Origin of the sequence: Paracraurococcus lichenis (assembly GCF_030657435.1) — a bacterium.
GTDB classification, from domain to species: Bacteria; Pseudomonadota; Alphaproteobacteria; order Acetobacterales; family Acetobacteraceae; genus Paracraurococcus; species Paracraurococcus lichenis.
Map to the genome: position 1 here is coordinate 1 of NZ_JAUTWS010000059.1, position 20,141 is coordinate 20,141.

General features: G+C 70.8%; 20 protein-coding genes. All 20 read right to left on the bottom strand.

Going from position 1 to position 20,141, the window contains the following annotated elements:
- Window positions 1-105: 105 nt before the first annotated feature.
- On the bottom strand, window positions 106-591 hold the full coding sequence (locus tag Q7A36_RS31000; RefSeq protein ID WP_305107660.1) for a CRISPR-associated protein Cas4: 486 nt from the start codon (window positions 589-591) through the stop codon (window positions 106-108).
- A 425-nt stretch (window positions 592-1,016) separates the two neighbouring features.
- On the bottom strand, window positions 1,017-1,586 hold the full coding sequence (locus tag Q7A36_RS31005) for a hypothetical protein (protein WP_305107661.1): 570 nt from the start codon (window positions 1,584-1,586) through the stop codon (window positions 1,017-1,019).
- Window positions 1,587-1,938: 352 nt separating this feature from the next.
- Window positions 1,939-2,901 carry a hypothetical protein gene (locus tag Q7A36_RS31010; RefSeq protein ID WP_305107662.1) on the bottom strand — a complete coding sequence of 321 codons (963 nt, stop codon included), beginning with the start codon at window positions 2,899-2,901 and terminating at the stop codon, window positions 1,939-1,941.
- Between the two features lie 808 nt (window positions 2,902-3,709).
- Window positions 3,710-7,291: a relaxase domain-containing protein gene (locus tag Q7A36_RS31015; RefSeq protein ID WP_305107664.1), complete on the bottom strand. Its 3,582-nt coding sequence runs from the start codon at window positions 7,289-7,291 to the stop codon at window positions 3,710-3,712.
- Window positions 7,292-7,294: 3 nt separating this feature from the next.
- Window positions 7,295-7,675: a hypothetical protein gene (locus Q7A36_RS31020; protein ID WP_305107665.1), complete on the bottom strand. Its 381-nt coding sequence runs from the start codon at window positions 7,673-7,675 to the stop codon at window positions 7,295-7,297.
- Window positions 7,676-7,691: 16 nt separating this feature from the next.
- The gene (locus tag Q7A36_RS31025) at window positions 7,692-7,883 is read right to left on the bottom strand and encodes a hypothetical protein (protein ID WP_305107666.1); all 192 of its coding nucleotides are present in this window, start codon (window positions 7,881-7,883) and stop codon (window positions 7,692-7,694) included.
- A gap of 12 nt (window positions 7,884-7,895) precedes the next feature.
- Window positions 7,896-9,725, bottom strand: a complete 1,830-nt coding sequence (locus tag Q7A36_RS31030; protein ID WP_305107667.1) for a type IV secretory system conjugative DNA transfer family protein — start codon at window positions 9,723-9,725, stop codon at window positions 7,896-7,898.
- Entirely contained in the window at window positions 9,722-10,765 is a 1,044-nt protein-coding gene (locus tag Q7A36_RS31035) for an ATPase, T2SS/T4P/T4SS family (protein ID WP_305107668.1), read from the bottom strand. The genes Q7A36_RS31030 and Q7A36_RS31035 overlap by 4 nt, the downstream gene beginning before the upstream one ends.
- Window positions 10,762-11,913 carry a TrbI/VirB10 family protein gene (locus Q7A36_RS31040; protein ID WP_305107669.1) on the bottom strand — a complete coding sequence of 384 codons (1,152 nt, stop codon included), beginning with the start codon at window positions 11,911-11,913 and terminating at the stop codon, window positions 10,762-10,764. The genes Q7A36_RS31035 and Q7A36_RS31040 overlap by 4 nt, the downstream gene beginning before the upstream one ends.
- Window positions 11,897-12,910 (bottom strand): TrbG/VirB9 family P-type conjugative transfer protein, encoded by a 1,014-nt coding sequence (locus tag Q7A36_RS31045; protein ID WP_305107670.1) that lies wholly within the window; start codon window positions 12,908-12,910, stop codon window positions 11,897-11,899. Before Q7A36_RS31045 ends, Q7A36_RS31040 begins: the two co-directional genes overlap by 17 nt.
- Before the next feature lie 10 nt (window positions 12,911-12,920).
- Window positions 12,921-13,706, bottom strand: coding sequence for a VirB8/TrbF family protein (locus Q7A36_RS31050; protein WP_305107671.1), 786 nt, complete (start codon window positions 13,704-13,706; stop codon window positions 12,921-12,923).
- Window positions 13,703-13,894, bottom strand: coding sequence for a hypothetical protein (locus Q7A36_RS31055; RefSeq protein WP_305107672.1), 192 nt, complete (start codon window positions 13,892-13,894; stop codon window positions 13,703-13,705). The genes Q7A36_RS31050 and Q7A36_RS31055 overlap by 4 nt, the downstream gene beginning before the upstream one ends.
- A 10-nt stretch (window positions 13,895-13,904) precedes the next feature.
- The gene (locus tag Q7A36_RS31060) at window positions 13,905-15,047 is read right to left on the bottom strand and encodes a type IV secretion system protein (RefSeq protein WP_305107673.1); all 1,143 of its coding nucleotides are present in this window, start codon (window positions 15,045-15,047) and stop codon (window positions 13,905-13,907) included.
- Window positions 15,044-15,325: a hypothetical protein gene (locus Q7A36_RS31065; protein ID WP_305107674.1), complete on the bottom strand. Its 282-nt coding sequence runs from the start codon at window positions 15,323-15,325 to the stop codon at window positions 15,044-15,046. Before Q7A36_RS31065 ends, Q7A36_RS31060 begins: the two co-directional genes overlap by 4 nt.
- A complete protein-coding gene (locus tag Q7A36_RS31070) occupies window positions 15,322-16,167 on the bottom strand; it encodes a type IV secretion system protein (RefSeq protein WP_305107675.1) in 846 nt (281 codons plus the stop codon). Before Q7A36_RS31070 ends, Q7A36_RS31065 begins: the two co-directional genes overlap by 4 nt.
- The gene (locus Q7A36_RS31075; protein ID WP_305107676.1) at window positions 16,164-18,605 is read right to left on the bottom strand and encodes a VirB4 family type IV secretion/conjugal transfer ATPase; all 2,442 of its coding nucleotides are present in this window, start codon (window positions 18,603-18,605) and stop codon (window positions 16,164-16,166) included. The genes Q7A36_RS31070 and Q7A36_RS31075 overlap by 4 nt, the downstream gene beginning before the upstream one ends.
- Before the next feature lie 3 nt (window positions 18,606-18,608).
- The gene (locus Q7A36_RS31080) at window positions 18,609-18,995 is read right to left on the bottom strand and encodes a hypothetical protein (RefSeq protein WP_305107677.1); all 387 of its coding nucleotides are present in this window, start codon (window positions 18,993-18,995) and stop codon (window positions 18,609-18,611) included.
- The gene (locus tag Q7A36_RS31085; protein ID WP_305107678.1) at window positions 18,995-19,327 is read right to left on the bottom strand and encodes a hypothetical protein; all 333 of its coding nucleotides are present in this window, start codon (window positions 19,325-19,327) and stop codon (window positions 18,995-18,997) included. The genes Q7A36_RS31080 and Q7A36_RS31085 overlap by 1 nt, the downstream gene beginning before the upstream one ends.
- On the bottom strand, window positions 19,324-19,980 hold the full coding sequence (locus Q7A36_RS31090) for a transglycosylase SLT domain-containing protein (protein WP_305107679.1): 657 nt from the start codon (window positions 19,978-19,980) through the stop codon (window positions 19,324-19,326). The genes Q7A36_RS31085 and Q7A36_RS31090 overlap by 4 nt, the downstream gene beginning before the upstream one ends.
- Window positions 19,977-20,132, bottom strand: coding sequence for a hypothetical protein (locus tag Q7A36_RS31095; protein WP_305107680.1), 156 nt, complete (start codon window positions 20,130-20,132; stop codon window positions 19,977-19,979). Before Q7A36_RS31095 ends, Q7A36_RS31090 begins: the two co-directional genes overlap by 4 nt.
- Window positions 20,133-20,141: the final 9 nt, after the last annotated feature.

The following is a 20,141-nucleotide window of genomic DNA, read 5'->3' on the forward strand; positions in this document are numbered from 1 at the left end:
GTTTGAAGTTGTCCCGACCTACCGAAATTTGCTGTAGCCCTCCGGCTAAACGGGGGCACCACGTCGGTAAGTCGAACTCCCCTGCCTATGTTGTTCCGGCCGGCGCTAGCCCAGCGCCTCGCCGCAGGCGGCCCGCGTGCCACATCCGCGGCACCGCGCCGCCTGCAGGTGGCTGCGGTGCCGCTCTTGCCTGCCCACCATTGCCGCGAGTAGCGCCGCAGTCTCCCGCCTCTCGGCCTCGCCGAATGGCACCTGCACAGCCCGGTCGCGGTACTGCAGCAGGCCTTCCCGGACCGGCTCGCCAAACTCCGCCTCGACCAGCAGGCAGTAGGCCAGCAGCTGCGCGCGTTCGCCGGCGTGCGGGCCGTGCCTGCCGCAGCCGCGCGACTTGACCTCGACCGGCACCGGGCCACGTGCCCCACGAACGACATAGTCCGGCCGGCCCGCCAGCCGGTGACGATGGGACACCAGTGTCGGGGCGTCCGGTGCGTCGCTGTAGACCACCCCGCCGGGCAGCACGGCCGCGCGGCGCCGCAGCAGCCACCAGGCCAGCAGGGCGAGGGCGGCCAGCCCGAACAGCAAGCCACTCATCACCACGCCAGCGCCAGGCCGAGCAGTAGTAGCATGAGGCCGAGCCCAAAAGCGACGTTCGCCAGCCGTGCTACCGCTCCCGCCGACCGAACCCGTTCGCTGTACTGCCCGTGATAAGTTACGCCGCGGGCCCGCTCGGGTGCGCGCGCCGAGGGCGTCCTTTGCTGCTCCAGCCACCAGGCGCGCTCGCAAAATGCGAAGCTGCCGAGCTCGCTCGCATTCACGTACCTGCCGCGGTAACGTCGCGTCTCACCCGGCACGGCAGGTCCGCTCCTTACCCACTGCGAGGGGGTGTAGCGCACTCGGCCAGCCTCCATCACGGTTCCCGTCCAGCGATCCAGCAGAAACGGCGCCATGGTGCCACCGTCCACCGCGGCCTGCGGCACGCACCCAGTCGTCGCACTGACCACTTGACCGACCCGACATCACCACCACCCGACCGCTCGCGCCAAGCCGGCGAGCAACACGACGGACAGCCCACCAGCGCAGAAGATCCCGGCTACCCAGCCGGCCGATGTCAGCAACGCCTTCCCGACCACCGCCGGCGTCAGCGCTTGGGCGACAGCGAGCCGAGCCCCGGAGGCCAGTAGCCGACGCTGCTCCTCGGCCGAGGGTGGCGCAGCTGCCGTTAACGCCGGCGATTGCGCCCGCTCTGCCAGCGGGGTCAACACACGCTCCACCGCAGCCGTCAGGCTTCGTGCCAGCGCATCCCGCTCCTCCTGACCGGGCATCGCCCCCGCCGCGGCCTGGACGACCTCCGCCCGTAGCGCCCGGCGCTCCTCCGGCGTGTAGGGCGCTTTGAGCCGCTCCTCGGCCCCCTGCAGCAGGCGCTCCAACGCCACGAGCAGATCGCGCTCCAACCGATCCAGCCGGCGGCCATGTGCCTCGACCGCCGTCACCGCCGCCGCCAGCGCACCAATGAACCAGCGGGCATCGGTGTCGCGAATGCCGTCGCGCCCGAGCGCACCGACCAGCCATTGCTGCGCCTCGCGCATGACCTCGGCAAAGGCCTCCGCCTCGCCTGGGACCACCGGCTTGACCGGGGGCGGCGGTTCCACCCGCGCCACAGGTTGCGGTGGCGGTGGCATCGCCTCCGGGCGCCGCACCGCCCGCAACCGCAGCAGCCGTCCTCGGGGCGCCTCTGGTACCAAGGCGCCTCCCTCGCGTGCCCTACGTTCACTCGACACTACCTGGGCCGCGCCTCCGGCCTCAGCCGGCCGTGCCCTTGCCTCACGAGATGCCGCAGCGTTCCCCGGGGTCGAGCGGGGTCCCAGCCCAGACGGCAGCGGCACGCCGCCGTGGACGACCCCGCCCGCGTCCACCCACTCGCCGGGCGGCCGCGTCACGTCAGGTCAGCCAGGACCGCACCGGCGCCCGCGCCTGGCGCCACTTCGCCATCCACTCGCCGACCGCCACCCGTCCTGCTACCGACAGCGGATCAGCCGACAGCGGATCAGCGCCCGTGCCCTGGGACATCATCCCGTCCCGCGCGGCCCAGAAGGGCAGGCCGAGGTTCTCCACCTCCTGCGACCACTCCTCGGCCAGCGCCGGCAGTACCAGCTCGGCGGCGCCGGCCAGCACCCGCCGCCGCCAGGGCTCCTGCGCCCGCATGACCTCAAAGCTCTCCAGCCCCCGCCCGCTCTTGGCGAGGTTCATCACCAGCATGGTATGCGGCGAGACCAGACCGATGTCTGCGTGCTGCTCCAGCAAGGTCAGGTCGCCGACCCGCGGCACCCAGTAGTAGCCGAGCACCGCTGCCACCCCGGCCGCCTCCAGGTCGCCGACGAAGCCCGGATTGGCCGCGACCGCTGCCGGCAGCGCGGTGTTGTTGCCGCCGCAGTCCAGCACGAAGACCTGCGGCCGTTCGTCGCCGCCGTGCGCCATGAAGTCGTGCGCGTCCCGGATGAAGCGCAGGCTGTCCTCCTGCGACGTCGTCTCGGGCTGCTCGACATGAACGAAGCGCGCCAGGGTGCGCGGGCCGTGGTCCACCGCGGCGAAGACTGCCCGGCTGAGCATCCCGGCTTCGCGCAGTTCGGAGGCGAGCATGCGCATGTCGAGCGTCTTGCCGGCGTTCTGCGGGCCGCAGACGATCAGGAGCTTGCGCCGGCCGGTCAGGTCGGCGAGCGGCGGCACCTCGGGCTCGCGCGGCAGCACCAGCGGCTCTCCCGCTCGCACGGAAGGCATTGGTGGCAGCGGCACCTGTCGCACCGGCCGCTTGCCGAGCCCAGCCCGCATCACCGCCCGGAGGTCAAAGCTCTCCGGCTCGCCCGCCACATCGGAAGGGGGCCGCTCCGCCTCTGTCGCTGTCATGGCGCTCTCCTCCTTCTACACATCATCGCGGCTGTCCGCCGGGTGGAACACCCGGCGGGGCCTAATCGCCACCGGGGCAGAGGACTTGGACCCTATGGCCGGCGCCGCGCCGGGGCGTGCAGCACGGCTGGTCGCCCGATCGTGCTTCCTTCTGGCCACGTCGTAGGCCTGACGTGCGAGCTTCGCGTCCGCACAACGTCCGTCCTGATAGCTCACGCCATCCTCGGCCATGAGATCGGCGATCTCCGCCCAGGTCGGTGGCGGATGCTGGCGCCGTGCCTCCAGGAGCTCGTCCCAGCGCTGCCGAACCCAGCCAACTGCCGTTCCTCCACCGGCCTTTGCCCGTGACCGCCTCTCGTGCAACCGATCCGTCAGGCACTGTTGCTCCGTGCCAGACTCCTTCTGAACATTAGGCCGCGAAGTTTCGGGCGGTACTGCCATGTCGTCGCTCCCTGTCGGTATCCGCCGATCCGCCGTCGATGAGTGTCGGCAGCCTGTCGATGTGGATGTCGACGGGATGTCGATGATCTGTCGCTGCGATGTCGCCAACCTGTCGACAGGATGTCGACGATCCGTCGGCGGAGTGTCGCCAGCCTGTCGATTTGGTGTCGGTGATCTGTCGATGAAGCGTCGATAGGTGTCGATGATTGTCGACGGTCGGTCGATAAAGTGTCGATGGAGAAGAGAGCAGGAAGCGCCTTCGCAGGAGGGACGCGACAGGAGGGCAGCAGAGGACAAATGGCTCATCGTACGAAGCCGAATGGGCTGCGGGCAGACGACGGACGTTGTGGGCCGGCTCCATGGCGGTCTAGATCCTCACGCCGCGATGCGGCCGCGCCGGCGCCTTGTCGCCTGCCGCCGTTGTTCCCTGCCTAACCGCCGCCGCCCACGGCCCAAGGTCCTGCGCGGCAGCGGGCGTCGCCTGGGGCTTCGCTGCCTTCGCAGCCGGCGTGCGCTCCCCGTCTGACGTCAGCCCAGGTGCGCCTGGTGCCTGCGACGGTGTCCGCGCCGACGAGCGCTCCAGGTCCCACAGCGCCTTGACGGTGCCGCCGCCCTTGACCTGGGCGTAGTCATCCCAGTCGGTCCCGACCGCCTGTCCCGCCGGGTGGTCCTGCGTGGCGGTCCGCTGCCGCTCCTCAAGCGCCGGAGGCGCCCAGACGCGGGCGTTGCCGACCGCCTGCGCCGCCCGCTCCGCCTTGGCGATCCCGACATTGCTGCGCGGACCATCGGGACGCAGCGGCAGGTGGTGGTCGTTGTCCGCCGCGAAGACGATCTCCCGGTCGGGGAACCGCGCCCGCAGCGCCTGCGCCACCGGCAGCAGGTTGCCGGCGTCGAGCGCGAAGGTCACCGCCTGGCCCAGCGCCAGATTGAGCCGCTTCGCCGTGGCGTAGCCCTCGGCGATGATGATCGGCTGCCTGGCCTGCGGCGTGCCGACCAGCGCCGCCGTGCCGGTCTTCTGCGCCCCTTCCAGCGGCCACTTGGCGCCATTCGGGCTGATGTGCTGCAGGTTGACGAGCCGGTCCGTCGCGGCGTCGTAGAGCGGAATCAGCAGGTTGCCCTGCGCGTCCACCCGCTCGCCGGTGACCGGCAGGCCCTTCCGCGCCAGGTAGGGGTGATCAGCCGGCGCCGGCCGCGCGGCGGCGAATGTGGCCCGCGCCGTCTCGGCTCCTCGCGCCAGTCCCTCCTCGCGCCTGGTCCGTGCGGCCTCGGCGCGGGCTGCGGCCTCTCGCTCCATGGCGGCGCGCTCTGCCGGTGTGAGCGGCCTGGTGTCGCCGTCCGCCCTCCAGGTGCCGACGAAGCCGCTCTCCGACCGGGTTGCCTTCCAGTTGTAGATCGCCGCCGCCGGGACCCGCCCCTCCCAATGGGCGATGTAGGCCCCGGACTTCTCGCCGCGCTTGTTGTCGATGGTTGGCAGGTACTGGATGCCGCTGTCCCAACGGATCTCGTGCCCGTCCGGCTTGAGCCCGTACTGCCGCAGGGCATCGCGCAGCTGCGCTTCCGCTTCGGTCCGGGAGACTTCGACGCGCGCCAGCGGGCGGACAGGCGCGGACCTGACGACAATGGCTGACCCATTGCCGTCAGCCGCCGACCGCTCGCCGACGACTGGCGACACCTTGGCGGCAGTCGGTGACGTCGGGTCGACACTGGTGGACGCCGGGCGGGCGAGGGGCCGGGCGCCCATGGCGGCCAGGGCCTCCTCGCCGATCTGGCGCCAGTACTTCCGCAGCATCGTGCGGGCCTCGACCGCCTCCGCCCGGGTCAGCCGCTTGCGGCCGGCCAGCTCGCGGCCCCGCTCGCCGTCGTCACGATTGAACCCGACCCCGTTCCGCGTCTGCCCTTGGTCCTCGTCCAGGGCGGCGAGGGTCCGTAGGGCCTCGTGCGCGGCGCGGATCTGCGGCGCCGTCATCCGGGCCGGAGCTGCTGGCCGGGCCGGCCCAGCGGTCGCCCCCGGCACGGCCCCGTCCAGCATGGTGCCGGACACCCTGGCCGCTGGACCGGGCGGTTCGGGCACCCGGATCCCGGAGCCTCTCGCCTGCGCCACCGCCTCCAGGATGGTCTGGTCACGCCGCTCCGCCAGCGCGCCGCCGCTGGCCGTGAGCGCCGGGGGAGGGGTCTTCCGCGCTGCTGTCTCGACCCCCTCGGCCCTCGCGCGCAGCCCCCGCACCGCGGCTGCCGCGGGCATCCGGCTCTGCCCCTGTGCAGCCAGCAACTCGGCGTCGCGCCGCGCTCCGATCGCCGTCCCGGCCTCGCGGGCCTCTGCGAAGGACCGGCTCATGGCCCGCCCCTGGACGACCTCGGCGCGCACGCGCTGCCGGACACGGTCGGCCGCCGTCGGCGGCAGCAGGCGCTGCGCCTCGCGCACCTCACGCAGGCGGTCCCAGCCCTCCCCGAGCGCGTCGCGGAAGGCCCGCACCGCCCCAAGTGTCGTTCGTGCCCCGTCGGCCAGCATCTCCGCCCGACGCCGCATCACGGAGGGGCGCAGCTGCCGCGCGACCGCCCGCCCCGCCTGGACGACCCGGTTGCGCTCGAAGGCTTCGCGCAGCCGCACGCCCGTACGATAAGCGGCGCGGACCTGGTAACGCCGGTAGAAGGCGACGGCGCTGACCCGGAGCAGCCGCGCCGTGGTCAGCAGCGCGCGCCGGGTGCGGGGGCGGTCCAGCGCGGCCTGGATATGCCGCCGGGTCACGTTGACGGCGATCGACGGGCCGAAGGTCACGGCCAGCTCGGCGCCCTGCCGGAGCCGCTGGACATGCTGGCGGGTCTGCACCGCAGCCGAGCGAAGCGCCGCGGCGCGGGCTTGCAGGCCTGCCCTGTCCTGTTCCACCGATTGCCGCGACGGCGCGGCGGCGATCCGTTCCTGACCGGCCAGGTCGGCGGGCGGAAAGCCGAGGCTCTCGCACGCCCGGCGCCATGCCGCGCGGTCGGCCATACCGTCACGAGGCCCGCTCGCCGTCGCCCGCATCCCGGCCCGCACGCGGGCGCGCTGCTGCCCCTCGGTGAGGGCTATCCAGTCCTCACCCTTCTCGCGGGTGAAGGTCCGCGCATTCTCCTCCGCCTCGCGCGACCGCCGCGAGAAATGCTCCCGCACCCGTTCCGGCACATCCGAGAGCACGGCGGCGCCCTGGCGCAGCTCGACGCGGAGGCCCGCCGCCTGACCTTCCTGCTGCAGGTGGTAGGACAGCAGCCTGCCGATACTGCGGTCCCGCTGCATGGCCAGCAGTCGGCGGCCGTCCAGCGCACGGACCTCGCCGGAGCGCAGGACGACCGCGTTCGGCACCACGTACTGCCGATGCAGATCCGGTGCGCTCGTGCCGTCTCGGAAGGGCTTGGTCGCGTGATGGGTTACGCTCCAGGCGGCAAGCCGGCCGCGCTCCTCGACTCGCGTACCGCCCACTCGCCGGGTGACAACGGCTGCTCGCGCTTCCACATCGGCCATGGTCCGGTCGGCTGCGCGTTCGAAGACTGAGAGGATCAGCGCCGCGCCGGCGGGTGTCCTCGCGTTGGCGTGGGCGACAGCCCAGGAGATGTCGGGCGCAAGGGTCAGGTGGATGAACTTGACCTGCTGCTTGCCGTCGGCGTCACCCCCGGCGAAGCGCCGGGCGCGCGCCGGGCGGGGGACATCCGTACCATCCGCCCGCCTGCCATCCGCCAGCGCAACCACTTCCGGTTCGGTCAGCGGCCTGCGCGGATCAGCGCCCATCGCCTGCGCTACCGCGGCCGGCATATCGGGCCAGGGCCGCAGGATGGATCCGCGCTGTCGCGGTATCTCCTGACCGGCGAGGACCGCAGCGGCGTCCCGTTCGGCCTCCGGCTCGGTCGCCTGCAGCAGGTGGGCTGCCATCCTGCCCGGTGACCGGGTGCGGACGAGATCAACATGGGCGACACCCATGGTTCAGCCTCCTGACGGTGTGGCCTCCACGGTCTCGACCTCGACCAGCTTGCCGACCTCGCCGGCGACCTCCTCAGGCAGGGCGTCCACCTTCTCGCCGAGGCCGTCGAGCCGCGCCTCGATGCCGCCGAACAGCTCCTTCAGGGTGTCCCGCAGGCTCTTGCCGCCGTCCTTCGGTGGTCGTGCCGCGCTGACCAACTCGCGCAGCGTCGCATCGTGCGCCTCGATCGCCCCGATCAGCGCCTCCAGCAGCCGGTGCGTCTCGATGTCGCGTTCCGCCTGTGCCAGATCACGGTCGATCTGCTCGCGGCGCATGTCGGCCAGCACCTGCAGGACCGTGTCGTAGCCGGTCGGCGGGGAAGGCGAGGGGACATTCTCGGTCATGGCCTGGCTCTCCTGGCTAGATCCGGGGACGCAGCACGCGGGAGCGCTCCTCCTTGGCGGTTTCCACCACGCCGTCCTCGCGTCGCTTCGCGGCCTCTTGCGACCGCCGCTCGCGCTGCAATGCCTCGCCGGCGGCCCGCATCGGCTCCCAGGCGTTCAGCTCCCGCGCGTCACGTTCCGCCCGATCCTTGTCGCTGATCCTCGGCATCCTTCCCTCCTGCTAGGCCGCCAGTCGGCGGCGGTTGCCCCTCCTGGACCGCCAGGCCAGGCGCGCGGCGTCCAGCGGGTTGTCGTCGAGGTGCGGCCTGAGGCTCTCGTCCTGGAAGGAGAGCGGCAGGCAGGCGCGGATCACCGGCATGCCGCGCGAGAGGAACAGCACCTCATTGTCGGCCATGGTCAGCACCTCGTGCTCCATCAGGAGCTGACGGTGAACCTCCGTCTCGGAGTCACCCTCGCCGCGGCTGTAGGTGCTGCGCAGGAAGGCGCCGGTCGTCGCGCTGCCCCGGTTGGTCGAGCGGTTGCGCACGACCGCGCCGAACTTTCCGGCATACTCGGAAATCATCTTGGCGGTGTCGGTGTCGGCCACGCCGGCATAGGCCATGTAGGCGAGTGAGGCGTACCAGGCCCTGGTACCCTGCCGGTACAGCACCTCGAGCTGGCCGAGCGCCTGGAACCACCAGCGGACGGTGATGCCGTAGGAGCGGCCGAGATCGCGGACCAGCTCGAAGATCCCCATGCGACCCAACGTGTAGGCCTCGTCCACGTCGAACAGGATGCGTCCGCGGATGAAGCCGTTGGCGTCGTAGGCGGCGCCCATGAGCGCGCCGTAGAGTACCCGCGCGACGCCTGGGGCCGCCTTCAGCGCCTTCGGCTTGGCCTGGACAAAGACGGTGATCGGGCGCGTGCAGATCGCGGCTGGGTGAAGGGAGTCGTCCGAGACCATGTCGGCCAGCGGCGTGGCGCCGAGCCAGGCGGTGTGCGCCTGCAGGGTGCCGTAGACCCCGGTCCAGGTGTCCTCGGCCTCCAGCAACACGCTACGGGCATTGATCCGGGCGAACTTGCTGGGGCTGTACGCAGCGATGCCGAAGAGCAGCTGCTTGAGCTCCGCCTCGCCGCAGCTCGCGCCCGCCTTGAAAGTCCGCAGATTCCGGCGGTCGGCCGGCCAGGACGGCTCGGCCAGCATGTGGGCGAACATCGCCCACATGATCTGCTGTGCCCAGGTGGCCCACTCGCTGGTCTCGACGCTCGCTCCGGGGTCCGGCTCAGGCGCGATGCGCTGCGCCAGCGTCATCACATCGAGCTCGAAATCCTCGCCCTTGGGGTCGATCGCGGCGAGCACGTTGATGCCGTCCTCGCCAGGGCGGATGGCATAGACCAGCTGGCCCATGGCTTCCCGGGTCCGGCGGGTCATCGCCTCCAGCTCGCCTTTCGGGTCGCCGACGACGTAGCTGCCGCGCCAGCGGTACTCGGGGTGGGCGAGCGTCTGCAGCAGGGTCTGCGACTTACCGACGCCGGATCCCGCCACCCAGGCGCTCATGGTCGAGCGGAGGGTGCAGGGGTCGACCAGCATGCGCGCCTTCGGCGCCTCGTCCCAGGTCTCCCTCCGGCGGGGCTCGAAGGGCACCCCGGCCCAGCGGGACAGGTCGCGGCGGTAGTTCCAGGCAACCGGGATGCCGCCGTAGCCTTCCCCCGAGACGCCGGGGAACCGCTCCTGCGCCCGTCGCTCGGTGGCAAAGGCAGCGGAGCCGTGCGTTCGCCCCCGCGCGCGGGCAATGCCGTCCCGGCTGACCTCGATCGTGGGCCGGCGCCCGAGCCCGAGCAGCAGGGTCAGCAGGCCGCAACCCGCCGTCGCGGCGAGAGCGGCGAGCAGCAGCGCGAGGCGATCACCCGGCCAGAAGCCCTCACCGAGGCCGTGGGCGAGGAAGACCAGCCAGCACCAGGCCGCCGACCGTCCGAGGATGGGCAAGCGCCCGGTCCAGCCGGCAAAGGCGACGGACGCCATTGCCAGCCAGGCCGGCGCCAGCAGCAGCGTGCCGAGACCGTATCTCACGTGGCGGCCTGTTCGTCGGTCAGGCCGAGCGGCCTGTCGACGCCGCGGAACCACACCTCGTCCTGGCCGTAGGTTCCCTTGCCGCTCGGCTCCGCCGGTGGGGTGAACTCGCAGTGCACCACCACGTCGACGTAGCGATTGAGCAGGCGAAAGATATCCACGTCGCTCATCGACTTGCCGCCCTCGCTGGTCTTCAGCATGAGGCGGGTGGAGTCGAAGATGCCGTAGCAGCTGTCGCCGTGGTTGGTGGTGAAGGTCTGGATCGTCGCCGCCATGCGCAGGAAGGCCCAGGCGGAGGCGTTGCGGAGTTCCTGCACCATGGCGAACTCCACGGCCATGCGGAGCGCCGCCACCATCAGCTTCTCCGGGCCCACGTCCGCTTCGCCCTGACCGCCCTCGCTATAGAGCATGCCGACGCGGTTGGGCTGGGTCAGCCGCGCCTCGTCCTCGTCCTCGATGCTGCAAACGCGCTTCGCCGAATCCACCTCGGCGCCGAGGGCGCGGACGAACGTGGTTTTGCCACTGCCCATTTTGCCACCGGCCATGATGGTCAGGCCGTTGTGCACCGCCGCCTTCCAGAACCCGGGCATGTCGCCCTCCCGGTAGTGGCGAGCGGGCTCGACATAGGCGTTCTGTCGCCGACCCGCGTCATCGTGCCGGCGGGTGTTGGCGAACAGCCCCGCCGCTCCCAGCCCGTCCACCGTCGGCTGCCAGTCACCGGCTCGCCTGGCGCTGTAGCTGTAGGTGAGGGGTAAAACGCAGGGGCGCTGGATCAACTGCACCCGATGTCCCCAGGGAGAGGTCGTAGCGCAGAGGGGGGTGTCGGTCCAGATATCCTGGCGCCGCAGGCCGGCGGAATGGAGCCCGATCATCTCCAGGTCCTCCAGGTCGTAGGGCGTCTCCACCGAGATCCAAGTGCCCCGCTGCCTGACCCAGGCCTCGCCTGGCTGGTTCATGCAGAAGTCGGTGGTGGCGGGGTCGGTCATCCACCGCTCCACGGGCCGCAAGAGCCAGCGCAGCGCACGGTCATCCGTCATCATCGAGCCTGTCTCCTGGGAGATGGGACACCCGCGCGTGCCGCGGCATCGCGGACCTCGCGCAGTTCGTACATCGAGGACAGGTCCAGGTCCCCGACAGTACGAACGGTGATGCTGTCACCATGATCCCGCCGCAGGGTGGGCGGGCGGTTGTAGTCCTGCTGCAGGGCTGTCTGCCCGAGTGTGCCGCGGGCGCGGCTGCCGACGTTGCCGAAGTTGAGGAACTGGTTGCCGCCGCCGCTCTGCAGGCTGTTGCTCACCGCGCCCACGCCGGCATCCACGGCACCCTCGATCACGGTCAGCAGCACGCCGGCCTGGATCTTCTCCCACAGGTGGCTGTCATAGGTGCCAGTGATGCCGTTCTCGCCCAGTGGCGAAGCGCCGATGCCGCGCAGTGGGATGCGGACATAGTCGGTGGTGCGGATGCGCTCGAAGGCGAGCATGAGCCGCCGCTGGCCGTACTGCAGGCCGCTGCCGAGGTAGCCCTCAATGACCGCGCCAGGCCACAGCAGGAAGTTGGTACCGTCCTCCGAGCGCACCGCGGCGTCGATGGTGCAGGTGACCGGCCCCTGCGCCTCGCTGTTGATCGGCCCGTCGGGGGTGCAGCTGATCGGCGTGTGGCTGGGGATGGTGAACTCGGGATGCTCGTTCACCCAGGGTCTTGCCCGGTTCACCCCGGGCCGCTCCCCGTCGCGCTGCGCGGCCCGCTGCTGGGCGCCAAGCCGGGCGTTGGTGCGGGCCTTCTCGGCGTCCTCGGCCTTGGTGCGGGCGGCCTCAGCGCGGCTGGTGCCCGCGAGGACGGTGGCGTCCCGTCTGACGACAACCACTCCAGTGCCATTCGGCGCGGGTGTGGTCGGACCGCTGGTGGCTGCCGCAGTCGACGTGTTGGGCCCGACCCCGGGCATGGCGGGCTTGAGCGGAGGCGGAGGCGGGGTCGTCACGATGGCCGCCGCCGGCTCCTGCATCACCTTCTGGCCGGTCATGCTGCAGGTGGCGAGTGTGGCGACCACGGGCAGGCCGGTGCCGAGCAGCACCCACGGCCACACCCGCCGACTTGGCCGCTCGCGGGAGGCCTCGGCTTCGCCGGTCTCCTCGTCGAGACCGGCGAACGCGTCGTCCTCGTCATGACGTGGGTCAGGAGCGGGGGGCACGGCGCACCGTCCTGACGATGTCCGGGCTGATCGTCCCGGTGCCCGGATTGGCGCCGTAGGGGTCGAAGCCCAGGTTGCGGACCTCGGTCGCCTTGGTCGGGGTGCGGCGAAAGCACAGGACGGGGTAGGTGCCGTGGATGCGGAACAGCCCGGGCCCCAGGGTATCCCTCGTCACCAGGGCCTCGCCTTCGGCGCCGCTGCATCGGCCGGTCTCGGTCTTGTAGACGTTCGGCACCGGCAGCCCGACATCGAACCGGACCACGGTATCAAGGCCGTTGTCGGAGATCTCGAGCGGCTGGGTCTCGGTGTCGCCCCGGGCGATGTACTGCCAGTTCCGGGCGTGCGGTCCATAGAACGCCTCCTGCCGCAGTGTGCCGGCCAAGCGGTTCGAAGCTTGCGTCGCGGCGAACGGGGTCGCGGCGGTTTCAGCCGGAGCACGCGCAGCGGGCGAGGGCGGTGGGTTCTGCTGGGCGGTATAGCTGAAGCGCAGCAGCAGCATGGTGTCGCCATTGGCGGCCCGGCGCTTGCCCTCGTCCGGCTCGTCCCGCTCGGACAGCAGCGCCGCCCCGACCTTGCCCGGGTTCGGCGCCGCGGTGTCGAGTTGAAACAGGTGGTTCAGCACCTTGCCGCCGCGCATCTGCACCGGAACCGTCATTACCGTGCTGGCCAGGTCGTTGCGTAACACCTGGAGTTGCAGGCTGTTGGCGTCCGGCACGATCTGCCACTCGGTGATCCGCTGCCGACAGTCCTGTGGGCTCTCGCTTTCCTTGCACGCCCCGATCATGGCGCCGGCGGGGTCGAGGATGGTACTGCCCTCGGCGAACAGGATGGTGACGTGCGCGCCGACGCGGGCCGGCACGCGATAGACCTGCACCTCGTCATAGGCAGCGCAGCGCACCCGCGGGTCGCCGGCGACCGAGCACGCCGGCGGATCGATGGCGGCGAGGGCCGGGGTGGCGAGAATGGCGGCGGCAGGGGCGAGCAGCAGGCAGCGCATGGGATTTCCGTCAGCGGCAGGTGGCGGGGTCAATGGGGGTTGGGTCGACGTCGCGGCTGCGACCGACGAACATGATGTCGGCCGTGGGGTACTGAAGGTGCAGCGTGGTCGGCAGCCTGGTGACGGCCGAGTAGGACAGCCGGATCAGCCGCCGGGCGCATTGCGGCTGCTCGCCCGGCCGGGCCGCGACGATGATGGCCGGGACAACGATGGCCGTGGTACCGGTGCGGATCGGCTTGCCGGTGGCAACGCGCTTCCAGCCATTGGTGCCGAAAACGGCTTGCGCGCTGTCCTTGTTCGCCGGATCCCACTCGGCGACGACGTCCTGGCGCAGCGTCCCGGCCGAGAGTCCGGCGCAATAGTCGTACTGGAACTGCGCCTCCACCCAGCTGTAGCCCTCGCAGGCGCGAACGAACTGCGCGGCGGTGCCGAGGATCAGCGCCTCGCGCTTGCTGTCGGGGAGGTTCCAGGTGCTCTCGAAGACTGCGGCCGTGTGATCGGTGTCATTCAGTACGGTAAAATGGTGCACGTTTCGCCGCAGCGGATAGGTGGCGCTCCACCCCCAGGCCATGACCGCGGCCGATAACCAGCCGGCCACGCCCACACCGACACCAAGGCGCCGCCAGGTTCTCGCGGCTGCCTCGCGGTCGCGGGCATCGCGCCGGCCGGCGGCCAGGTCCCGACGCAGCTCGGCCATCTCGTCGGTCGAGGGTGCGAAGAGGGCGCGAGGCGGCGGGGGCAGTTCCGCCACGATCTGGTTGCCGCTAGCGCCGGCGGCAGGTAGGGCGCCGCTCATCGGGCGTCTCCGAGGCCGGTGGCCGCTGCGGCGCCGAGCGGCGGGCTGGCGATCTCGTTGCCCTGCCACGCCCACTGGCCAGCGTTGAGCTGGCGCCACGCCCCGCCTGGCGTGACCAGGGCGGGGCGGTCCTTCGACGCGCTGCAGGCGGCGAGCAGGAGGCTGGTGGCGATCAGCAGGGCACGCATGTCGGGCCTCTCAGGATCCGTAGGGACGGGGACGGGCAGGGTGGGCCAGGGAGGAGGTTTGCCGGGCGGTGCCGCCGCCAGGGCCGCCCGAGGCATGCGGCGGGCGCCATTGCGGACCGGGACCGTGCCCCGAGGGGACGCCTCTACCACCCCCGCGGTGAACCCACTGCATGGCGTTGCGGACGGCCATGGTGGTGCCCGCGGCAAGGCCATAGACGCCGCGGGCAACGCCGCTGGCGGCCCGGCCGCTGCCAGTGACAAGGTTCGGGACCGTGGCCGGCGGCAGGCCCGAGCCACCGATCTGGTAGGCCAGCATGGCGGCGTAGCCCATCAGCAGAAGCCCGACGCAGCAGATGATGACGATGAAGAAGAGCGTCTTGGCCTGCTGCAGAGCGCCGGGAACCTCGGGCGAGGTCAGGGGCGGGTCGGTCATGCTGTCGAGCATGACGAGCTCGCTCTGCAGCGCCATCTGCGTCACGGCAACGAGCATCACCCCGGCCAGCACCAGAGCTACGACCTTGCCGAGCCACCGCTCAAAGAACGATCGGGTGTAGTCGAACAGCGCCAGCACGAGGAACACGGGCGCGAAGCCGATCAGCAGCCCACGCAGCACGCTGGTAATGAGGTAGCCGGTCAGGCAGCCGATGATCTGCATGGCGGTGGCGATGACAATGGCCACACAGGCGAGGATGGTGACCGGGTTCCATCCCGCCTTGCCCCACACGATGGCAACGCGTTTCCAGCCATGCCACCAGAGCGCGTCTAGGTCGGTACCGAAGTTGCCCGGCATTGTCAGGCCGAGGGCCGCAGCCGAAGCGGCCTCCTCGCCTGAGAAGCCGGCGATGGTCAGGGTGCGGGTGAACCAGCCGGGCAGCGACACTCCGAAGAAGTCGCGGACGTACTGGTTCAGCAGCGGCGTCGAGAGGGCGAGGGAGACCAGCAGGCTCATGGCCACCCCGCGCCGGATCAGGGACTTCAGCTCCTGTTCGCTCTCGCCGGTCAGGAAGCGCCAGCCGGTGACGAGGCACCAGGCCGTCAGGGAGACGATGGCCGCCGCGGCCATCTCACGAACGAAGGCCTCCAGCAGCCGATCCACAGCGCCGACGATCGCGCGGTTCCAGAAGTCGACGATGCTGGAGATGTTGAAGTTCATCGCGGGTCAAGGCTCCGGGCGCGGGCGGCGGCGGCACAGGCGCGGAGGCTGGGGCCGCCCGAGGAGCGCCTGCACTGGGACAGCACCCAGTCCCGGGTCCAGGGCGTGCCGGCGTAGAAGAGCGGGTTGCCCGGGTCGGAGCGCGGATTGGCGCGGATAAAGTCGTCGGCCTGCCGCGTCATGGTCCGAGCCTCGGCGGTACGGCTCTGGCGGGTCTCCCGCGCCAGGACCGGGGAGGCGAGCGCCAGCAGCCCCGTTAGGGCGAGCCAGCCCCTCATGGGATCAGGCTCGCGTTGATCGGGATGTACCGCGCGCGACGAAGGGCAATGGCCGCGTCGGCATCGCGTACCATGTCCTCGACGCTCTTGCGGTCGCGCTGCTCCTGCTGCTGCCGGCGCCGGTCCTCCTCGGCTCTGGCCGTCATCTCGACGGCCTTCAACTGGTTGGCCTGGGTCTGGGAGAAGGCCACCTCCGCCAAAAGGCGGTTCTGCAGGTCGGCGCGCTCCGCGATGGTGGCCTGCTTGCCGATCTGTCCCGCAAGCTCGCCCAAGCCGTCGATCCGCCGGGCATTGGCCTCGTAGCCCTGCTGTGTCATGGCAAGCTGGGCGGCGTTGGAGGACGCCTCCTCCCGCAGCCGCACCGCCTCCGGATCCTCGCCCTCGGGGCGGTAGACCAGGTTGCGTTGCAGGAAGTCGGTCATGACGCTGGACAGCTGGAAGCTGGACGGGTCGAAGCCGAGGGCGCCGGCGAGAGCGTCGCGGACCTGGTTGCTGTCACCGGGCAGGGGCGCGCGGACATTGGCCCGCACGAGGGACATGGCAAAGTTCTGCAGGTAGGTCGGGTCAGTGAAGTTGTGGTAGAGCTGGACACCCTGGTTCACCTGCTCCACCCCGTTGCGGATGATCTCGGTTCCCTGGGTGATGGTCTTGGCCATCTGCGCTCCTTGGGTGATCCAGCGGGCCATCGTCTCCTTCTGGGCATCACTCACGAGGCCATTGAGAGCAACATCCACCACGGGGATGCCCGCGGCTCCGGCGAGACCGGAGGCCAGGGTAGCGCAGGCGACAGAGGACAGTACGAAGCCGGTCAACGGCCCGCGGCGGAATGCGGGGTGGGTCATTCTGCGGCCTCCAGGACTGGTTGCTTGGCCCGCTCCGCGTCCTCGGCCGCCTTAAGGGCGGCTTCGGCCATGGCGCGCGCATGGGCCATTGGCGCGCGCTGCAGGAAGATCGGCACCCACACATCCGGGTCGGGACCAGCCTCGGCGATGATGCGATCCAGTTCGTCGCCGGTGGACGCGCGCCCGGACAGCATCCACAGGTGCTGCCTAATCGTCGACAGGTCGAAGTCGAGGACGACGCTGGCGCCGGCGCGGCTGATGACGAACCGTTTGGGGGGACGGGTGAAGTCCTGCGTGACCATGCGGAACATCACCGGCGTGAAGCCGATGGCCTGGTACTCCTCCCAATCGGCTTCCTTGTTGGCGAAGCTGATTTTGGTCGGCGTCTGCTGCCGGATGACGTCGCCGATCTTGCTGGCGAGCAGCGCGCCGGGCGATTGCGAGGCCATGACGACGACCCCGTTCTTCTTGCGGATGGTCGACAGGTTGTCGCCGATGATGTCCTCGAACTCGGGGATCTTGAGCGCCATGGCTAGCTCGTCCCAGTAGAGGAACAGCGGCTCGCCAGTCGCCAGGCGCCGCACCCGCCAGGACAGGTCGGCAAGGATTGGCCCGCAGACCTCCGGGTGCTCGAGCAGCGCAGTGGTGTCGAAGCCGGCGCAGCGGCGGGTCAGGTCTACCTCGTCCTGGTCGTTAGCGAAGACCCAGCCGAGCGTGCCGCCCTCGCACCAGGGCTCCAGCCACGCGCCGGCGCCGCGGTTGTTCCGCCAGCCCATGATCTGCCGCACGCCGGCCCAGGATCGCATGGCTGATGGCATGCGCAGCTGCTGCGCGATGGCCCGGTTCAGCCGGTCCACCTCCTCAGGTGTCCAGGCGAAGCCCTCGGGCGCCCGGGCATTGATCGCCGCGGTGAACAGCTTGACCAGATGGCCGTGCTCGTCCGGAGTGTCACGGGCGGCCTTCAGCGGGGCGAGGCCGGACGGCTCGCCGTAGCGCAGGGTCAGGTAGGAGCCGCCCATGCCGAGGATGCAAGGCTTCGAGCCCTGGTCCTTGTCGAACATGATCCCGCGGGCGTGCAGACGCTCCACCGCGCCCAGCAACAGCACGCAGGCCAGCACGGACTTGCCCTCACCCGTCATGCCCAGCAGCAGGGTCGAGCCGACCTCGCCGCGGTGGAGGTTGTGCCGGTAGAGGGTGCCTCCGGTGGTGCGGAAGTCGCAGACGTAATCGCCCCACAGCGGGTCATCGTCGCCCGGCGGGTAGTTGTGCAGCGGCGCCAGCGCGGCAAAGTTCAGGCTGGTGAAGTTGTCCAGGCGGGCGATCTTGTGCCAGCAGCCGGGGGCCTGCGCTGCCCAGGAGGCTTCCAGGTTGAGGTCCTCCTGCACCGGGCTCATCGCCGCGTCCTTGAGGACGGTGACAGCCCGGTTGGTGAGGTCGTGCAGCCGGGCGCGGGTCGGCGCGTAGACCGCGACCGACAGGTGCATGGCGCCCAGGACCCATTCCTTGCGGTGGAACTCCTTCCGCGCCGCGCCGATGCTGCCGACGTCGTCCTCTTCTTCCTCGCCGGCCGTTCTGGCGTGACCCTGGCGGCGCTTCATGGCCGAGCGGGCCATCGTCGAACTCTTGAAGCCGAAAGTCGCGGTGACGACGCAGGTCCCCGGGAAGCTCAGCAGGCCGTTGAGGATGCCGGGCTCCATGCCCTCGGGCCAGGCGGTGAAGCCCAGCATGGTCCCGAAGTAGCGGGCGGCCGCGCCGTTGCCGGGGGTGCGGATCTCGATGGTGCGGGCGCCCGGGGTGAAGATCGGCCGGTCGCGCAGGATGGCGCGGCCGATCCGACTGCCATGGGCCGGCATGGGTACCCGCTCATAGCGGCCGTAGAGGATGATGCCAACTGCCTCGGCGACCTGGCTGTACCACTTCAGCACGCCGTTTCGCCGACGCTCCGCGCGCAGGCCGAGCGGGGCGATGCCGTAGAGGGCGAGATCGCTCTCCAGCACGGCGCAGATTTCGTCCATGCGCCGGATGTCCTCCGGCGTGGGCATGCCGGTCTTGCCGCCCCACAGCCGGCCGAAGCCGGACGAACGGAGCGTGACCGAGATGTAGATTGTGTTCCGGGTCAGGCCGTGGCCGAGGACGTGCTGCCGATAATCCTGGTCGAACTGACGCGGCCAAGTGTGGTGCATCTCGCCGGCCTGGGGGACGCCGTGCTCCAGCAGCTTGCAGACATGGACGGCGATGGTGAGGTTCGGGTGCGCGACGCTGCCGAGCGTACCCTTGAGCCGGCCCTGCAGCCGGCCGATGGAGCGGTTCGTCTCCAGCTCCCAGGGCAGGCCGGAGACCTGGTAGATGCGGACCTGCGTCCCACCATCACGCAGAATCGTGCGCTCGTCGTGGTGGGTCCAGTAGGGCAGGAGTTCGTCCGAGGTGCGGAGCGGCATGGGTCAGTCTCGAGGGAGAGCGACGTGGCGAGGCCGGCCGCCGACGTTGCCTTTGGGCAGCGCCGAGACCGTGGAGCCGCCCCACAGGCGGCCCCGCTTGCCATCCGGCCGCGTCACGACCGGGTCCGGCGTCATCCAGGCGCCCGACAGGTACAGCCACAGGGTCGCCAGCTTCTTCAGGTCGCCGTTGAACCACCGCTGCGCCGCCGCCCACGCGATCGGCAACGCGGCAAGGAAGAACGGATGCAAGAGCACGGCCAGTCCCGACCCGGCAACAAGGCCGGCGATGCTCAGGCCGAGGGGCACGCCGCCCGGCGCCGCGGCGCGCGAGATCGGGTAGACGGGATCGCTGTGCGGCGGATCGTCGTTCCAATCAGGCGGCGCGCTCATCAGAGGGCGATCCCGCCTGCGCCGCCGCTGAGCAGACGCTGGCCGATATAGGCGCAGCCGGCAATGAAGATCGTCCCGATGACGCCACCGACGATCCAGCGACCCTCCACCGGATTGCCGCGCAGGTGCATCCCGCCGACCACGGCCCAGTAGCCGAGGACGAGGGCGCCGAGCACCAGCAGCAGCAGGTTGATGCCGTTCGAGACGATGCTGGTGGGGTTGGTGTTGCCGGTGATGTTGACGCCACCCGTGGAAAGCTGGGCGAGCGCCGGCGAGGCTGCCGTCATGGCGAGCGTGGCAGCCGCGGCAGCGCGCTTGGGCAGAAGGCTCATGGGGTGCGGTCCGTGAGGCGCTGGGGGGAGACCCCGGTGCTGCCCGCCTCGGGTGACGGCACGGGGGAGCTCGTTGCGAGGCGGCCGCCTCGCTCGAAGGCGGTTGCCCTGGCTGCGCGGTCGAAGGCCGTCGCACGGGTGCGCGGGGTGGCGGCTTCCGGGACCGGGGCAGGAGAGGGAGCCTCCAGCAGCGGCGCGAGACGGACCCGGCGGCTCGCGACCTGCCGGGCATAGCCGGGGGCGCCGTCGGGCCGACCGGAGTTGTACCGCTGGTCGGCGGCGGCCCTGAGGTCGGCAACCCAATGCGCCGCGCCGGCTGCCATGGTCAGACAGGGATCGGTCAGCCGCTCGAGGGTCGTCAGGCCGTGCCGGGACCAGGTCTGCCGTCCGGTGAGCTGGAACATGCCCACGCCGAGCGCGTGGCCGTCGGCAATACGCCGGCTGACCTCGACGGCCAGGGCGTCCCGGGAGATCAGGAACAGGCTCTCGCCGGTGGTCTCGTCCCTGAGCGCCCAGGGGTTGAACCCGCTCTCCTGCTCCGCAATGGAGGCCAGGTCGAGGCGGTAGGGTTGGTACTGCAGGGGCAGGCAGGCGGGATCAGCTGCGAGGCAGCGATACAGCGCGATCCCCGCAGCGGCCGCGGCGCAGCTCACCGCACCACCGAGGACGCCACCACGCCCACCACCCAAAGCGTGGCCCGCAGCACGATCCAGGCGGCGGCCACCACCACGCCGAGGGCGACGGCGAAGACGGTCACGATGACATTCAGCAGGCGAGACAGCAGGGACGAGGCGCCGCTGGGCATGGTGTCCTC

Bases quoted from the DNA above. Each gene is read 5' to 3' on its own strand.
- Q7A36_RS31000 (WP_305107660.1), bottom strand. From the start codon at position 591: ATGAGTGGCTTGCTGTTCGGGCTGGCCGCCCTCGCCCTGCTGGCCTGG.
- Q7A36_RS31005 (WP_305107661.1), bottom strand. From the start codon at position 1,586: ATGCGCGAGGCGCAGCAATGGCTGGTCGGTGCGCTCGGGCGCGACGGC.
- Q7A36_RS31010 (WP_305107662.1), bottom strand. From the start codon at position 2,901: ATGACAGCGACAGAGGCGGAGCGGCCCCCTTCCGATGTGGCGGGCGAG.
- Q7A36_RS31015 (WP_305107664.1), bottom strand. From the start codon at position 7,291: ATGGGTGTCGCCCATGTTGATCTCGTCCGCACCCGGTCACCGGGCAGG.
- Q7A36_RS31020 (WP_305107665.1), bottom strand. From the start codon at position 7,675: ATGACCGAGAATGTCCCCTCGCCTTCCCCGCCGACCGGCTACGACACG.
- Q7A36_RS31025 (WP_305107666.1), bottom strand. From the start codon at position 7,883: ATGCCGAGGATCAGCGACAAGGATCGGGCGGAACGTGACGCGCGGGAG.
- Q7A36_RS31035 (WP_305107668.1), bottom strand. From the start codon at position 10,765: ATGATGACGGATGACCGTGCGCTGCGCTGGCTCTTGCGGCCCGTGGAG.
- Q7A36_RS31045 (WP_305107670.1), bottom strand. From the start codon at position 12,910: ATGCGCTGCCTGCTGCTCGCCCCTGCCGCCGCCATTCTCGCCACCCCG.
- Q7A36_RS31050 (WP_305107671.1), bottom strand. From the start codon at position 13,706: ATGAGCGGCGCCCTACCTGCCGCCGGCGCTAGCGGCAACCAGATCGTG.
- Q7A36_RS31055 (WP_305107672.1), bottom strand. From the start codon at position 13,894: ATGCGTGCCCTGCTGATCGCCACCAGCCTCCTGCTCGCCGCCTGCAGC.
- Q7A36_RS31060 (WP_305107673.1), bottom strand. From the start codon at position 15,047: ATGAACTTCAACATCTCCAGCATCGTCGACTTCTGGAACCGCGCGATC.
- Q7A36_RS31065 (WP_305107674.1), bottom strand. From the start codon at position 15,325: ATGAGGGGCTGGCTCGCCCTAACGGGGCTGCTGGCGCTCGCCTCCCCG.
- Q7A36_RS31070 (WP_305107675.1), bottom strand. From the start codon at position 16,167: ATGACCCACCCCGCATTCCGCCGCGGGCCGTTGACCGGCTTCGTACTG.
- Q7A36_RS31075 (WP_305107676.1), bottom strand. From the start codon at position 18,605: ATGCCGCTCCGCACCTCGGACGAACTCCTGCCCTACTGGACCCACCAC.
- Q7A36_RS31080 (WP_305107677.1), bottom strand. From the start codon at position 18,995: ATGAGCGCGCCGCCTGATTGGAACGACGATCCGCCGCACAGCGATCCC.
- Q7A36_RS31085 (WP_305107678.1), bottom strand. From the start codon at position 19,327: ATGAGCCTTCTGCCCAAGCGCGCTGCCGCGGCTGCCACGCTCGCCATG.
- Q7A36_RS31095 (WP_305107680.1), bottom strand. From the start codon at position 20,132: ATGCCCAGCGGCGCCTCGTCCCTGCTGTCTCGCCTGCTGAATGTCATC.